The sequence below is a fragment of the Modestobacter sp. Leaf380 genome (genome assembly GCF_001424485.1).
Taxonomy (GTDB): domain Bacteria; phylum Actinomycetota; class Actinomycetes; order Mycobacteriales; family Geodermatophilaceae; genus Klenkia.
In genome coordinates, this window is record NZ_LMQC01000020.1 from 253,572 (window position 1) to 267,988 (window position 14,417).

The 14,417-nt window shown below is 72.4% G+C and carries 11 protein-coding genes and 2 tRNA genes; 11 read left to right on the forward strand and 2 right to left on the reverse strand.

Annotated elements, in window-relative coordinates:
• Positions 1–32: 32 nt before the first annotated feature.
• Positions 33–103: transfer RNA gene (locus ASG41_RS16620), tRNA-Gly, on the reverse strand.
• Positions 104–176: 73 nt separating this feature from the next.
• Between ASG41_RS16620 and ASG41_RS16625 the strand changes: the two genes are divergently transcribed.
• From ASG41_RS16625 to clpX, 5 genes are all read left to right on the forward strand, one after another.
• Positions 177–250: transfer RNA gene (locus tag ASG41_RS16625), tRNA-Pro, on the forward strand.
• 113 nt (positions 251–363) lie between these two features.
• The gene (gene tig / locus ASG41_RS16630) at positions 364–1,920 is read left to right on the forward strand and encodes a trigger factor (protein ID WP_082557026.1); all 1,557 of its coding nucleotides are present in this window, start codon (positions 364–366) and stop codon (positions 1,918–1,920) included.
• 304 nt (positions 1,921–2,224) lie between these two features.
• Positions 2,225–2,827, forward strand: coding sequence for an ATP-dependent Clp protease proteolytic subunit (locus ASG41_RS16635; protein WP_056298210.1), 603 nt, complete (start codon positions 2,225–2,227; stop codon positions 2,825–2,827).
• A 17-nt stretch (positions 2,828–2,844) separates the two neighbouring features.
• Complete coding sequence (locus tag ASG41_RS16640) at positions 2,845–3,471, forward strand: ATP-dependent Clp protease proteolytic subunit (RefSeq protein WP_056297428.1); 627 nt, start codon at positions 2,845–2,847, stop codon at positions 3,469–3,471.
• Positions 3,472–3,770: 299 nt separating this feature from the next.
• The gene (clpX, locus tag ASG41_RS16645; RefSeq protein ID WP_056297431.1) at positions 3,771–5,045 is read left to right on the forward strand and encodes an ATP-dependent Clp protease ATP-binding subunit ClpX; all 1,275 of its coding nucleotides are present in this window, start codon (positions 3,771–3,773) and stop codon (positions 5,043–5,045) included.
• 266 nt (positions 5,046–5,311) lie between these two features.
• Here clpX and valS read toward each other — a convergent pair whose 3' ends face one another.
• A complete protein-coding gene (gene valS / locus ASG41_RS16650; protein ID WP_056297435.1) occupies positions 5,312–7,954 on the reverse strand; it encodes a valine--tRNA ligase in 2,643 nt (880 codons plus the stop codon).
• 58 nt (positions 7,955–8,012) lie between these two features.
• Here valS and ASG41_RS16655 point away from each other — a divergent pair, with 58 nt between their 5' ends.
• From ASG41_RS16655 to ASG41_RS16680, 6 genes are all read left to right on the forward strand, one after another.
• Entirely contained in the window at positions 8,013–9,437 is a 1,425-nt protein-coding gene (locus ASG41_RS16655; RefSeq protein WP_200939023.1) for a folylpolyglutamate synthase/dihydrofolate synthase family protein, read from the forward strand.
• Entirely contained in the window at positions 9,434–9,829 is a 396-nt protein-coding gene (locus tag ASG41_RS16660) for a DUF4233 domain-containing protein (RefSeq protein WP_056297438.1), read from the forward strand. Before ASG41_RS16655 ends, ASG41_RS16660 begins: the two co-directional genes overlap by 4 nt.
• A 206-nt stretch (positions 9,830–10,035) precedes the next feature.
• A complete protein-coding gene (locus tag ASG41_RS16665; RefSeq protein WP_235564858.1) occupies positions 10,036–11,058 on the forward strand; it encodes a DUF3048 domain-containing protein in 1,023 nt (340 codons plus the stop codon).
• A gap of 23 nt (positions 11,059–11,081) precedes the next feature.
• Positions 11,082–11,501 (forward strand): nucleoside-diphosphate kinase, encoded by a 420-nt coding sequence (gene ndk, locus ASG41_RS16670; protein ID WP_056297440.1) that lies wholly within the window; start codon positions 11,082–11,084, stop codon positions 11,499–11,501.
• 72 nt (positions 11,502–11,573) lie between these two features.
• The gene (locus ASG41_RS16675; RefSeq protein WP_235564859.1) at positions 11,574–13,577 is read left to right on the forward strand and encodes a TIGR03960 family B12-binding radical SAM protein; all 2,004 of its coding nucleotides are present in this window, start codon (positions 11,574–11,576) and stop codon (positions 13,575–13,577) included.
• Positions 13,577–14,344 carry a TIGR03936 family radical SAM-associated protein gene (locus ASG41_RS16680; protein ID WP_056297444.1) on the forward strand — a complete coding sequence of 256 codons (768 nt, stop codon included), beginning with the start codon at positions 13,577–13,579 and terminating at the stop codon, positions 14,342–14,344. Before ASG41_RS16675 ends, ASG41_RS16680 begins: the two co-directional genes overlap by 1 nt.
• Positions 14,345–14,417: the final 73 nt, after the last annotated feature.

Below are 14,417 nucleotides of genomic sequence, written 5' to 3' on the forward strand. Positions count from 1 at the left end.
GTTCAGGCAGGTGAGTGGCCTGTGTGCGAGAGAGCGGGTGACCGGGATCGAACCGGCATGGCCAGCTTGGAAGGCTGGGGCTCTACCATTGAGCTACACCCGCGAGGTGCCGCCGGGCCAGGGTAGCCGGTCGCCCGGTGGCCCCGGCCGGGGCACGGCCTAGACTCTGCGCGCCACGGGGTGTGGCGCAGCTTGGTAGCGCACCTGCTTTGGGAGCAGGGGGCCGCAGGTTCAAATCCTGTCACCCCGACAGCGCCACGCGGGTCTCCCTAGACTCGCGGGCAACCCGGTGTCCGGCGTCCGTCCGCGGGCGTGCGCCGACACCGACGACCACCTGACGTCTGCACCGAGGAGCGCTGCACTGTGAAGAGCACCATCGAGAACCTGGGCCCGACCCGGGTCCGGCTCGCGATCGAGGTGCCGTGGGGCGACCTGGACCACGCCTTCGGCGAGGTCTACAAGGAGCTCGGCCGGCAGGTGCGGGTCCCCGGCTTCCGTCCGGGCAAGGTCCCCCACCGCATCCTCGACCAGCGCATCGGGCGCCCCGTCGTCCTGGAGCAGGTCGTCCAGCACGCCGTCCCCGAGGTCTACTCCGAGGTCGTCCGCGAGAACCAGGTCCGGGTGCTGTCCCAGCCCGACGTCGAGGTCACCCGCCTCGAGGACGGCGACACCCTGGCCTTCACCGCCGAGGTCGACGTGGCCCCGCAGCTCGAGCTGCCGGCGCTGGACTCGCTGGCCGTGACCGTCGACGACGTCGAGGTCACCGACGCCGAGGTCGACACCCAGGTCGACACCATGCGCGAGCGCTTCGCCATGCTCACCGGCGTCGACCGCCCGGCCGCCGACGGCGACTACGTCTCCATCGACCTGGTGGCCGAGCTCGACGGCGAGGAGCTCGAGGACGGCACCACCAGCGGGATGTCCTACGAGGTCGGCACCGGCACCCTGATGGACGGCCTGGACGAGGCCGTGCGCGGCCTGTCCGCCGACGAGTCGGCCACCTTCAGTTCCGCGCTGCTGTCCGGCGACCAGGCCGGCCAGCAGGCCGAGGTCACCGTCACCGTGCGCTCGGTCAAGGCCAAGGAGCTCCCCGAGCTCGACGACGAGTTCGCCTCGACGGCGAGTGAGTTCGACACCCTGGAGGAGCTGCGGGCCGACGTCCGCACCCGCCTGTCCCGGGTGAAGGTCCTGCAGCAGGGCAGCCAGGCCCGCGACAAGCTGGTCGAGCACCTGCTCGAGGCCACCGAGGTGCCGGTGCCGGAGAAGCTGGTCGAGCGTGAGCTCGAGTGGCGCACCCGGGCCATGGAGCAGGAGCTCCAGCAGGCCGGCATGGACTGGGACGCCTACTTCACCGCCGCCGGCGTCGAGGGCCGTGAGGCCTACGACGCGGACATGCGCAGCAACGTCGAGAACGCCGTGCGCACGCAGTTCGTGCTCGACGCCATCGCCGACGCCCGCGAGGTCACCGTCGACAACGACGACCTGTCGGCCCAGATCATGGCCCAGGCGCAGCGCAACCGGGTCAGCCCGGAGGCCTTCGCCCAGCAGCTCCAGCAGGGCAACAACATCTCCGACTTCGTCGCCGACGTGCGACGGACGAAGGCGCTGGCCCAGCTGCTCGAGCAGACCACGATCACCGACGAGTCGGGCAACGCCGTGGACCTCGAGGCGCTGCGCCCGAAGACCGTGGCCGCCGCCCCGACCACCGAGGTCGCCGCCGCCGAGACCGAGGCCGAGCTCGGCGAGGAGCCCCTCGCCGAGGCCTCCGAGGTCGTCGGGGAGGAGACCGAGGTCGCCGAGGTGACCGAGGAGCCGGCCGCTGAGCCCGCCGAGAAGGACCCGGCCAAGAAGGCCGCCGCCAAGAAGGCCGCTCCCAAGAAGAAGGCCGCTGCGAAGGCCGACGAGGCCGACGAGGCCTGACCCACCCCGCACCGCCACGACGCCCGCCCCACCGCACGCCAGGTGGGGCGGGCGTCGTCGTCTGCCGGCACCACCCCACCCCGGCGGGTGTGCGCCCTCGGCGAACACCGGCCCGTACGGGAGTGGCCTGTCGGACGTGCGCGTTAGGGTCGACGTGACACCGAGAAGGCCCCGGGAGCAGTCCTCCCGTGCCGTCCCCGGCGGACGACCAGCACCACCGAACCACCCTGACCCAGACCGCCTGCACGCCTGTCCCACGGAGGTCACCGCACACGTGAACACCGCACACCCGACCGCGCCCGTGATGCGCGGCTCCGGGAACATGATGAACCTGGGCGACTCGGTCTACGAGCGCCTCCTGCGCGAGCGGATCATCTTCCTGGGCAGCCAGGTCGACGACGTCATCGCCAACCAGCTCGCGGCCCAGATGCTGCTGCTGTCGGCCGAGGACCCCAAGCGCGACATCCACCTGTACATCAACTCGCCCGGTGGCTCGGTCACCGCGGGCATGGCCATCTACGACACGATGCAGTTCATCGACTGCGACGTCGCCACCTACGGCATGGGCCTGGCGGCCTCCATGGGGCAGTTCCTGCTCACCGCCGGCACCAAGGGCAAGCGCTACGCCCTGCCGCACGCGCGGATCATGATGCACCAGCCCTCGGCCGGCGTCGGCGGCACCGCCTCCGACATCGCCATCCAGGCGGACCTGTTCCGGCGCACGAAGAAGGAGCTCAACGAGCTCCAGTCGCTGCACACCGGCCAGACCGTCGAGCGCATCGCCGAGGACTCCGACCGCGACCGTTGGTTCACCGCGGCCGAGGCCCTCGAGTACGGCTTCGTCGACCACGTGGTCACCAAGGCCTCTGCCACGACCGAGACCGACAACCCGGTCACCGAGAACTGACGGTCGGAGGACCTGACATGAGCTCCCAGATGCCGCAGAGCCGGTACATCCTGCCCTCCTTCACCGAGCGCACCAGCTACGGGATGAAGGAGTCCAACCCCTACAACAAGCTCTTCGAGGAGCGCATCATCTTCCTCGGGGTGCAGGTCGACGACGCCAGCGCCAACGACGTCATGGCCCAGCTGCTCACGCTGGAGTCCACCGACCCCGACCGCGACATCACCATGTACATCAACTCGCCCGGTGGCTCGTTCACCGCGCTGATGGCGATCTACGACACGATGATGTTCGTCCGTCCCGACATCCAGACCGTCTGCATGGGCCAGGCCGCCTCGGCCGCTGCCGTCCTGCTCGCGGCCGGGACCAAGGGCAAGCGGCTGGCGCTGCCCTACTCCCGCGTGCTGATCCACCAGCCCTCCGGTGAGGCCGGCGGCCAGGTCACCGACCTGGAGATCCACGCCGCGGAGATCGAGCGGGTGCGCACCCAGATGGAGCAGATCCTGTCCCGGCACACCGGCCGGTCCCAGGAGCAGGTCCGCAAGGACATCGACCGCGACAAGATCCTCACCGCCCAGGAAGCCCTGGAGTACGGGATCGTCGACGAGGTCATCCAGAGCCGGAAGCTCAACGCCTTCTCGGCCTGAGCCGCACGACGACCGTCCGGTCCGGGGGCCCCTGCGGGGGCTCCCGGCCGTACGGTCGGCCCACCCGGGCGGTGTCCGGGAGCCCGCGCGGGGACGGGTGAGCAGGACCGCCGTGATCCACGGGGGACCCGGGTGCGTCACTGCCCGGGAACGTCGGTGGGGGCCGGTACGGTCGGCAGACGCCCGACTCCCGGCCATCGCCGGCTCGTGCAGGAGGCCCGCCGTCCGGCGGGTGACAGGGGCACCACGATGAAGGGACCCGCGCGCGGCGCGGGCCCGGTGACACGGAGGTCAGCCAGGTGGCACGTATCGGTGAGAGCGGCGACCTGCTCAAGTGCTCGTTCTGCGGGAAGAGCCAGAAGCAGGTCAAGAAGCTCATCGCTGGCCCCGGGGTCTACATCTGCGACGAGTGCATCGAGCTCTGCAACGAGATCATCGAGGAGGAGCTCAGCGAGTCCTCGGACCTCAAGTTCGACGAGCTGCCCAAGCCCAAGGAGATCCACGACTTCCTCGAGCAGTACGTCATCGGCCAGGACCGGGCCAAGAAGACGCTCGCGGTGGCCGTCTACAACCACTACAAGCGCATCCAGGCCGGCGGTGAGCGTGGCTCCCGCGACGAGGGCGTGGAGCTGGCCAAGTCCAACATCCTGCTGATGGGGCCCACCGGGTGCGGCAAGACCCACCTGGCGCAGACCCTCGCGCGGATGCTGAACGTGCCCTTCGCGATCGCCGACGCCACGGCGCTGACCGAGGCCGGTTACGTCGGTGAGGACGTCGAGAACATCCTCCTCAAGCTGATCCAGGCCGCGGACTACGACGTCAAGCGCGCCGAGACCGGGATCATCTACATCGACGAGGTCGACAAGATCGCCCGCAAGAGCGAGAACCCCTCGATCACCCGGGACGTCTCCGGTGAGGGCGTGCAGCAGGCCCTGCTGAAGATCCTCGAGGGCACCACCGCCTCGGTGCCGCCGCAGGGCGGGCGCAAGCACCCGCACCAGGAGTTCATCCAGATCGACACCACCAACGTGCTGTTCATCGTCGGTGGCGCCTTCGCCGGCCTCGAGGAGGTCATCGAGGCCCGGATCGGCAAGCAGGGCATCGGCTTCGGCGCTCCCGTCCGGGGCAAGGCCGAGATCGAGCAGGCCAACGCGATCGCCCAGGTGCTGCCCGAGGACCTGCTCAAGTTCGGCATGATCCCCGAGTTCATCGGGCGTCTGCCGGTCATCACGACCGTGCAGAAGCTCGACCGGGTCGCACTGATCAACATCCTCACCGAGCCGAAGAACGCCCTGGTCCGCCAGTACCGCCGGCTCTTCGAGCTCGACGGGGTCGAGCTGGAGTTCACCGAGGACGCCCTCGAGGCCATCGCCGACCAGGCGCTGCTGCGTGGCACCGGGGCCCGTGGCCTGCGGGCGATCCTGGAGGAGGTCCTCCAGTCGGTCATGTACGACATCCCCAGCCGCGACGACGTCGCCACCGTCGTCATCACCGCCGAGGTGGTGCTGGACCGGGTCAACCCGACCATCGTGCCGCGCAAGCCCGTCCGCGAGCGCCGCGACAAGTCCGCCTGACCCACCCCGCCCGATCGCGAGAGGCCCAGGACCACCACGGTCCTGGGCCTCTCGTGTGTCCAGACCCGTGCTGGACCGCCGGAGTCGCGCCGTGCAGGGAGGCTGTGCCGCTGCAGCACGCGAGTCCGCCTGCACGGCGACAGCCAGCACCCCTGCGTCGGCCGGTCACGCCCAGGGATCCGGTCACCGCACGCGGTGACCGGATCCCTGGGCGGCGAGCAGCTGTCGGGCCGGACGCCGGGGTGTGCCCGTTCGAGGCACCGGCCTCAGGGGGCCGGCTGCTCCGTCGGGGCGAGGACGACGTCCACGGTCAGCGGGCCCTGTCCGGGCTCGACGGTGAGCGTGGCGATGCGCCCGGCCGAGGTCAGGTCCACCCGGGCCGCCTCGACGAGGGCGACCTGCGCGGCCGGGGCGTGCACCACGGCGGACTGGACGTCGGCACGCATGGACACCTTGGCCTCGCTCTTGGCCTTGCGGACCGCGGCCAGGGCCTCGGCGGCCACCGTCACCAGCAGCGGGTCGCCGCCGGCGGGGAGCTCGTCGGCGGTGGGCCACGGCGCCCGGTGCACCGAGCCGGTCTGCCACCAGGACCAGACCTCCTCGGTGGCGAAGGGCAGCACCGGGGCCAGCAGCCGGTTGAGCACCGACAGCGCGGTCGCCAGACCCGCCTTGGCCGACGTCGCCGCCTCGGCAGGGCCGCCGTCCTCACCGTAGGCCCGGGTCTTGACCAGCTCGACGTGGTCGTCGCAGAACTGCCAGAAGAAGGTCTCGGTGACCTCCAGCGCCCGGGTGTAGTTGTAGGCCTCCATCGCCGCGGTGGCCTCGGTGACCACCCCGCGCAGCGCGGCCAGCAGGGCGGCGTCGACCTGCTCGGTGACCGGGGCGCCCACCAGGTCGGCGGTGGCGCCCAGGCTGCCCAGCACGAACTTGCCCACGTTGAGCAGCTTGATGGCCAGCCGGCGGCCGACCTTCATCTGCACCTCGTCGAAGGGCGAGTCCGCGCCGGGGCGGGCGCCGGCGGCGCGCCAGCGGACGGCGTCGGTGCCGTACTTCTCCAGCACGTCGACCGGGGTGGTGGCGTTGCCCTTGGACTTGGACATCTTCTTGCGGTCGGGGTCGACCACGAAGCCGGAGATCGCCGCGTGCGTCCACGGCACCTGGCCCTGCTCGTAGTGCGCGCGCACCACCGTGGAGAACAGCCAGGTGCGGATGATGTCGTGCGCCTGCGGCCGCAGGTCCATCGGGAAGACGTGTGCGAAGAGCTCCGGGTCGGTGTCCCAGCCCGAGGCGACCTGCGGTGAGAGCGACGAGGTCGCCCAGGTGTCCATCACGTCCGGGTCGGCCATGAAGCCGCCGGGCACCCCGCGCTGGTCCTCGGTGAACCCCTCGGGGACGTCGGAGGACGGGTCCACGGGCAGCGCCGCCTCGGGGGCGAGCAGGGGAGCGGCGTAGTCCGGCTCGCCGGCCTCGTCCAGGCGGTACCAGACCGGGAACGGGACGCCGAAGAAGCGCTGCCGGCTGACCAGCCAGTCGCCGTTGAGGCCCTCGACCCAGTTCTCGTAGCGGTGCCGCATGTGCTCGGGGACCCACTGGATCTCCTTGCCGCGGGCGACCAGAGCGGCGCGCAGGTCGGCGTCCCGGCCGCCGTTGCGGATGTACCACTGGCGGGTGGTGACGATCTCCAGCGGGCGCTCGCCCTTCTCGAAGAACTTCACCGGGTGGGTGATCGGGCGGGGCTCGCCGTCCAGGTCGCCGGACTCGCGCAGCAGCTCGACCATCCGGGCCTGCGCGCTGAAGACGGTCTTGCCGGCCAGCTCGGCGTAGGGCGCTGCTGCGACACCCTCGGGGGCGTCGGGCACGAGCCGGCCGTCCCAGCCCACGACGGGGCGGGTGGGCAGCTGCAGCTCACGCCACCAGGTGACGTCGTTGAGGTCGCCGAAGGTGCAGATCATCGCGATGCCCGAGCCCTTGTCCGGCTCGGCCAACCGGTGCGCCACGACCGGCACCTCGACCCCGAACACCGGCGTGGTCACGGTCTGGCCGAACAGCGGCTGGTAGCGGGCGTCGTCGGGGTGGGCGACCAGGGCCACGCAGGCCGGCAGCAGCTCGGGCCGGGTGGTCTCGATGTGCACCGGGCCGCTCGGGCCGGCGAAGGCGATCCGGTGGTAGGCGCCGGGGCGCTCCCGGTCCTCCAGCTCGGCCTGGGCGACGGCGGTGCGGAAGGTGACGTCCCAGAGGGTCGGCGCCTCCTGGGCGTAGGCCTCGCCACGCTCCAGGTTGTGCAGGAAGGCGCGCTGCGCGGTGGCCCGGGAGGTCTCGGAGATGGTGCGGTAGACGTTGGACCAGTCGACCGAGAGGCCGACCTGGCGCCACAGCTGCTCGAAGGCGTCCTCGTCGACGGCGGTCAGCCGCTCGCAGAGCTCGACGAAGTTGCGCCGGCTGATCGGCAGCTGGTCCTTCGCGGGCTTCTCCGGCGGCTGGAACGACGCGTCGTAGGGCAGCGAGGGGTCGCAGCGCACGCCGTAGTAGTTCTGCACCCGACGCTCGGTGGGCAGGCCGTTGTCGTCCCAGCCCATCGGGTAGAAGACGTGCTTGCCGGTCATCCGGTGGTAGCGCGCCACGATGTCGGTGTGGGTGTAGCTGAAGACGTGGCCCACGTGCAGCGACCCCGACGCGGTGGGCGGCGGGGTGTCGATGGCGTAGGTCTGCGAGCGCGGGGCCGCGAGGGCGGCGTCCCGGTCGAAGTCGTAGACGCCCGAGGAGGCCCACACGGGGACCCACTTGGCCTCCAGGCCCTCCAGCGTCGGCTTGTCGGGTACCGCGCCCGGGGCTCCCGGGGCAGCGCTGTCCGGGGGTCCTGTGACAGACCGCCCATGGTCAGCGGAGCGGCGGTCGAGGTCGGTGGCCATGGGCTCATCCTAGGAAGTCCGGCTCCGGCGTCCCGGGGCGACTGGCATCCTGGGACCGGTGAGCACCTCCCCGTCCGACCAGCGACCCCACGGCCGCACCCCGGGCGCCAGCCGTGACGTGACCAGGGTGGAGGCCGAGCTGCTGGCGCGCTGGCCCGAGAGCCGGCTGGAGCCCAGCCTCACCCGCATCTCCGCGCTGGTCGACCTGCTCGGCTCCCCGCACCGCGCCATGCCCGTCATCCAGGTGACCGGCACCAACGGCAAGACCTCGACGGCCCGGATGGTCGACGAGCTGCTGCGCGGCTTCGGCCTGCGGGTCGGCCGGTTCACCAGCCCGCACCTGGAGTCGGTGCGCGAGCGGATCGTGATCGACGGCCGGCCGATCAGCGAGGAGCGCTTCGTCGAGGTCCACGACGACATCGCGCCCTACGTCCAGATGGTCGACGCCGGCAGCGAGGTGCCGCTGTCCTTCTTCGAGGTGCTCGTCGCCATGGGCTATGCGGCGTTCGCCGAGACCCCGGTCGACGTCGCCGTCGTCGAGGTCGGCATGGGCGGCACCTGGGACGCCACCAGCGTCGCCGACGCCCGGGTCGCCGTCGTGACGCCGGTGTCGCTGGACCACGCCGAGTACCTGGGCCCCGACGTCGCGACGATCGCCACCGAGAAGGCCGGGATCATCAAGACCGCGCCGCCGACCGAGGACGGCGTGCCCGGCCCCGACGTGGTCGCGGTGCTCGCGCACCAGCCCGCGGGCGCGCTGGAGGCCCTGGTCCGCCGGGCCGTCGAGGTCGACGCCACCGTGGCCCGCGAGGGCACCGAGTTCGGCGTCCTGGAGCGCCGGGTGGCCGTGGGCGGCCAGCAGATCCGCATCCAGGGCCTGGGCGGGGAGTACCCCGAGGTCTACCTGCCGCTCTTCGGTGCCCACCAGGCGCAGAACGCCGCCGTCGCCCTGGCCGCGGTCGAGGCGTTCCTCGGGGCGGGTGCGGCCAGCGGGCCGGTGGACCCCGAGGTCGTGCGGGCCGCCTTCGCCGCCGTCCGCTCGCCGGGCCGGCTGGAGCGCGTGCGCACCTCGCCGTCGGTGCTGGTGGACGCCGCGCACAACCCGGCCGGCATGGCCGCCACCGTCGAGGCGGTGCGCGAGTCCTTCGACTTCACCCGGCTGGTCGGCGTCGTCGGTTGCGTCGCCGGCAAGGACGTCAGCGGCATGCTCGCCGAGCTCGAGCCGCTGTGCGCCGAGCTGGTCGTGACCCAGAACAGCTCGGCCCGCGCGATGCCCGCAGACGAGCTGGGCGCCCTGGCGGTCGACGTGTTCGGCGCCGACCGGGTCAGCGTGCACCCTCGGCTGGCCGACGCCCTGGATTCTGCGATCGAGCTGGCCGAGGCCGGTGCCGACCACGCGCTGGGCGGTTCGGGCGTGCTGGTGACCGGCAGCGTCATCACCGCCGGTGAGGCCCGCACGCTGATGGGCGGGAAGAAGAAGTGACCGCTCCGCGCGCGGCCGACCCGGCGCGGGCGGCCAAGGCGCTGTCCGGTGCCGCGGCGGCCACCCTGCTGCTGGAGGGCATCGCGGTGCTCTTCGTGCCGCGCGGCATCGTGCAGTCCGACGGCCTGGGCGGCGTCCGGCTGACCGTCCTGATCGTGCTGGCCGTGCTGCTCGTCCTGTCCAGCGGCGTGCAGCGACGGCCCCGGGGGCTGCTGATCGGCACCGTGCTGCAGGTGCCGTTGCTGCTGACCGGCTTCTACTCCAACGCCATGTGGTTCGTCGGCGGTGTGTTCCTGCTGGTGTGGCTGTACCTGCTGCAGATCCGCAAGGACCTGGTCGGGACGCCGTTCGGCCCGGTGCCGGACCCGCCGCCCTCGACGCCGCAGGACTGAGCTCGGGCGCCCCGGCGCCGGTCTCGCGCCCGGACGTCGAGCGGGTCGACCTCGTGGTCGGCGAGCACCGCCCCCACCTCGAGGACGACGTCGGCCCGACCCGGGCCGGGACTGCCGATGAGGAGACCGAGGGTCTCCCATCTGGCGGGCCCCGGACCAGGGGAGCAGTCGTGGCAGCAGGCATCCGAGGAGCACGGCGTGCCGTCGTGACAGCGCTCGCGGTGGTGCTGCTGGGGGGCTGCGGCACGCCGGTGGACCTGCTGGCCGGCGGCCTCGAGCCGGCTGCCGCCGTGCCCACGGTCGCCCCGGTGACCACCCCTCCGCCCCCGCCGACGGTCCCGTGGCCGCTGACCGGTGTGCCGACGACGGACCCCGTCCTCCGGCCGGCACTGTCGGTCAAGGTGGAGAACTCACCGGACGCCCGGCCCCAGACCGGCCTCGGCCAGGCCGACGTCGTCTGGGAGCAGGTGGTCGAGGGCGGGATCAGCCGCTTCGTCGCCGTCTACCAGTCCCAGGTCCCGGCCGAGATCGGCCCGGTCCGCTCCACCCGGCCCATGGACCCGGCCATCACCGCCCCGGTGGGCGGGCTGTTCGCGACCTCCGGCGGCCAGGCCCAGTACGTCGACGCCGAGGCCGAGGCGGGCCTGCAGGTCTTCACCTTCGACGCCGGGGACGCCGGCTTCTACCGGGTCGACACCCGCGACGCCCCGCACAACGTGCACCTGGCTCCGCAGGCGCTCTACGACGCCGCCGACGAGGCGCACCGCGGGGCGCCCGCCGCCCAGTTCGGCTACTCCGGCACCCCGACGGCCACGGTGCAGGGCACCCCGACCGCGGCGGTGGACCTCGAGCTGTCCCGGGTCGCCACCCCGACCTGGACCTGGAGCGCCCCGGACGGCGCGTGGCTGCGCGCCGAGGGCACCGAGCCCTCGGTCGGTGCCGACGGCGTCGCGCTGCGGGCGACCAACGTGGTGACCCTGCGGGTCCGGGTGGTGGCCACCGACGCCACCGACCCGGCGGGCAACCCGGTCCCGGAGACCCTGCTGGACGCCGAGGGCGGTGAGGCGCTGATCGCCACCGGCGGCAGCACCGTCGTCGCCACCTGGTCCAAGGCCGGCACCGGCGACCCGGTGGTGCTGACCGGCCCTGACGGCGCACCGGTCACCCTCGCGCCGGGGACCACCTGGGTCGAGCTGGTGCCCGGGACGGGTTCGGTCACCACCCGCTGACCGGCCCCCGTAGCCTCCGGGGCGTGTCCGAACCCACCACCGAACGTTCCCTCGTCCTCGTCAAGCCCGACGGCGTCGCCCGCGGCCTGGTCGGGGAGGTCGTGTCCCGCCTGGAGGCCAAGGGCCTCCGCCTGGTCGCCGCCGAGCTCCGCACCCTGCCCCGCGAGGTCGCCGAGCAGCACTACGCCGAGCACAGCGAGCGGCCGTTCTTCGGCTCGCTCGTCGCGTTCATCACCGGCGGTCCGCTGCTCGCCCTGGTCGTCGAGGGCCCCCGGGCCATCGAGGCCTTCCGCGCCCTCGCCGGCGCCACCGACCCGGTGAAGGCCGCCCCCGGCACCATCCGCGGCGACCTGGCGCTCGAGGTGCAGAACAACATCGTGCACGGCTCGGACTCGCCCGAGTCCGCCGCGCGCGAGATCGGCCTGTTCTTCCCCGCGCTGTGAGCTGACGGAGTGCCAGGGACGCGCTTTCCGCGCCCTGGCACTCCACCGCGGGCGGCTACCCTCGACCCCGCTATGACTGTCGAGAGCCTGTACCCCCGTCTCGAGCCGCTCCTCGCCCAGGTGCAGAAGCCCATCCAGTACGTCGGTGGAGAGCTCAACGCCCAGACCAAGCCGTGGGACGACGTCGCCGTCCACTGGGCGCTCATGTACCCCGACGCCTACGAGGTCGGCCTGCCCAACCAGGGTCTGATGATCCTGTACGAGGTGCTCAACGAGCGCGCCGACGCCTTGGCCGAGCGCACCTACGCGGTGTGGCCGGACCTGGCCGGTCTGATGCGTGCCAACGGCGTCGGCCAGTTCACGCTGGAGAACCACCGCCCGGTCCACGACTTCGACTTCCTGGGTGTCAGCTTCGCCACCGAGCTGGGTTACACGAACCTGCTCGACGCCCTGGACCTCGCCGGTGTCCCGCTGCACGCGGTCGACCGCGACGAGTCGCACCCCGTCGTCGTCGCCGGCGGGCACGCCGCGTTCAACCCCGAGCCGGTCAGCGACTTCGTCGACTGCGCCGTCCTCGGTGACGGCGAGCAGGTCGTCGGGGACATGACCGACGTGCACAGCGCCTGGACGGCGGCCGGACGCCCCGGTGGCCGCACCGAGCTGCTGGCCCGGCTGTCCCGTGTCGAGGGCGTCTACGTGCCGCAGTTCTACGCGGTCAGCTACCTGCCCGACGGCACCATCGCGGCCTTCACGCCCACCCGGGACGACGTCCCCACCACGATCGCCAAGCGCACCGTGATGGACCTGGACGAGTGGCCCTACCCCAAGCAGCCGCTGGTCCCGCTGGCCGAGAGCGTGCACGAGCGGATGAGCGTGGAGATCTTCCGCGGCTGCACCCGGGGCTGCCGGTTCTGCCAGGCCGGGATGATCACCCGCCCGGTGCGCGAGCGCACGATCACCGGCATCGGCTCGATGGTCGACGCCGGCCTGAAGGCCACCGGGTACGAGGAGGTGGGCCTGCTCTCGTTGAGCTCGGCCGACCACTCCGAGATCGGGCAGCTGGCCAAGGAGCTGGCCGACCGGTACGAGGGCACCAACACCGGCCTGTCGCTGCCCAGCACCCGGGTCGACGCGTTCAACGTGACGCTGGCCAACGAGCTGTCCCGCAACGGCCGCCGCTCCGGGCTGACCTTCGCCCCCGAGGGCGGCAGCGAGCGGATCCGCCGGGTGATCAACAAGACCGTGTCCAAGGAGGACCTGGTCCGCACGGTCACCACGGCCTACGCCAACGGCTGGCGCCAGGTGAAGCTGTACTTCATGTGCGGTCTGCCCACCGAGACCGACGAGGACGTGCTGGAGATCGCCGAGCTGGCGGTCGAGGTGATCCGGGCCGGCCGCGAGGCCGCGGGCAACAAGGACATCCGCTGCACGGTGTCCATCGGCGGGTTCGTGCCCAAGCCGCACACCCCGTTCCAGTGGGCGTCGCAGGCCTCGGCCGAGACGATCGACCACCGCCTGCGGGTGCTGCGCGACGCGATCAACGCCGACCGCCGGATCGGCCGCTCCATCGGCCTGCGCTACCACGACGGCAAGCCCGGCGTGATCGAGGGACTGCTGTCCCGCGGCGACCGTCGCGTGGGCCGGGTCATCGAGCGGGTCTGGCGCGACGGCGGTCACTTCGACGGCTGGTCCGAGCACTTCTCCTACGACCGCTGGGCCACAGCCGCGGCCGAGGAGCTGGCGCCCTTCGGCGTCGACCTGGCCTGGTACACCACGCGCGAGCGCGGTGAGCACGAGGTGCTGCCCTGGGACCACCTGGAGTCCGGCCTGGACAAGGAGTGGCTCTGGGACGACTGGCAGGAGGCGCTGAACGAGGACGAGGTCGCCGACTGCCGCTGGACCCCCTGCTACGACTGCGGCGTCTGCCCGACCATGGGCACCGAGATCCAGATCGGTCCCACCGGCCGGTCGCTGATCCCGCTGACGCCCATCGGGGCCGGTCCGCGTCCCGGTGTCACGGCCCAGGTGGACGTCGACGTCGAGGCGTCGGTGGCCGACCCGGTCCACACGCACTGATGGCCCGCCAGCCCGACGGCCCCCCGCCGCCGCCGACCGTGCAGAAGCTGCGGCTGCGCTACACCAAGCGCGGTCCGCTGCGGTTCGCCTCGCACCGCGACCTCGCCCGGGCCCTGGAGCGAGCCCTGCGGCGCGCCCAGGTCCCGATGGCGTTCTCCGCCGGCTTCAGCCCGCACCCCAAGATCAGCTACATGGGTGCGGCGCCGACGGGGGCCGCCTCGGAGGCCGAGTACGTGGAGATCGGGCTGTCGGCGCGCTGCGACCCCGAGGCCGTCCGGGTGGCCCTGGACGCCTCGTTGCCCCCGGGCATCGACGTGCTGGAGTGCGTCGAGGCGGGGGAGGGGACCGGCGGGCTGGCCGAACGGCTGGACGCCACCCGCTGGCGGATCGACCTGGCCGGGGTGGACCCGGCCGAGCTGGGTGACGCCGTGGCGGCCCTGCTCGCGGCCGACGTGGTGACCGTGGCGAAGAAGACGAAGAACGGCCCGCGGGACATCGACGCCCGCGCTGCCGTGGTCAGCGCCTCCGTGTCCGAGGGGGCAGGTTGTGCCATACTGCACGTGGTGGTACGGCAGCTGACGCCGACCGTACGACCGGACGACGTGTTGGCTGCTCTCGCTGCCGTCGCCGACCTGCACCCGCCGTTGCCCCCCCGGGCCGTGCGTGAGGCGCAGGGCCGGCTCGACGACAGCGGTGAGGTAGCCGACCCGCTCGCGCAGGACCGCGAGGCCGGTTCCCGCTGCCAGGGGGAACCCCAGCCGGTCTGAGCGTGCGGGGCCCGCGTGCGACGTCGCCCGACACGTCTGCCAGCCGTGCCGGGACAGAGCTCCCCAGCTCGAC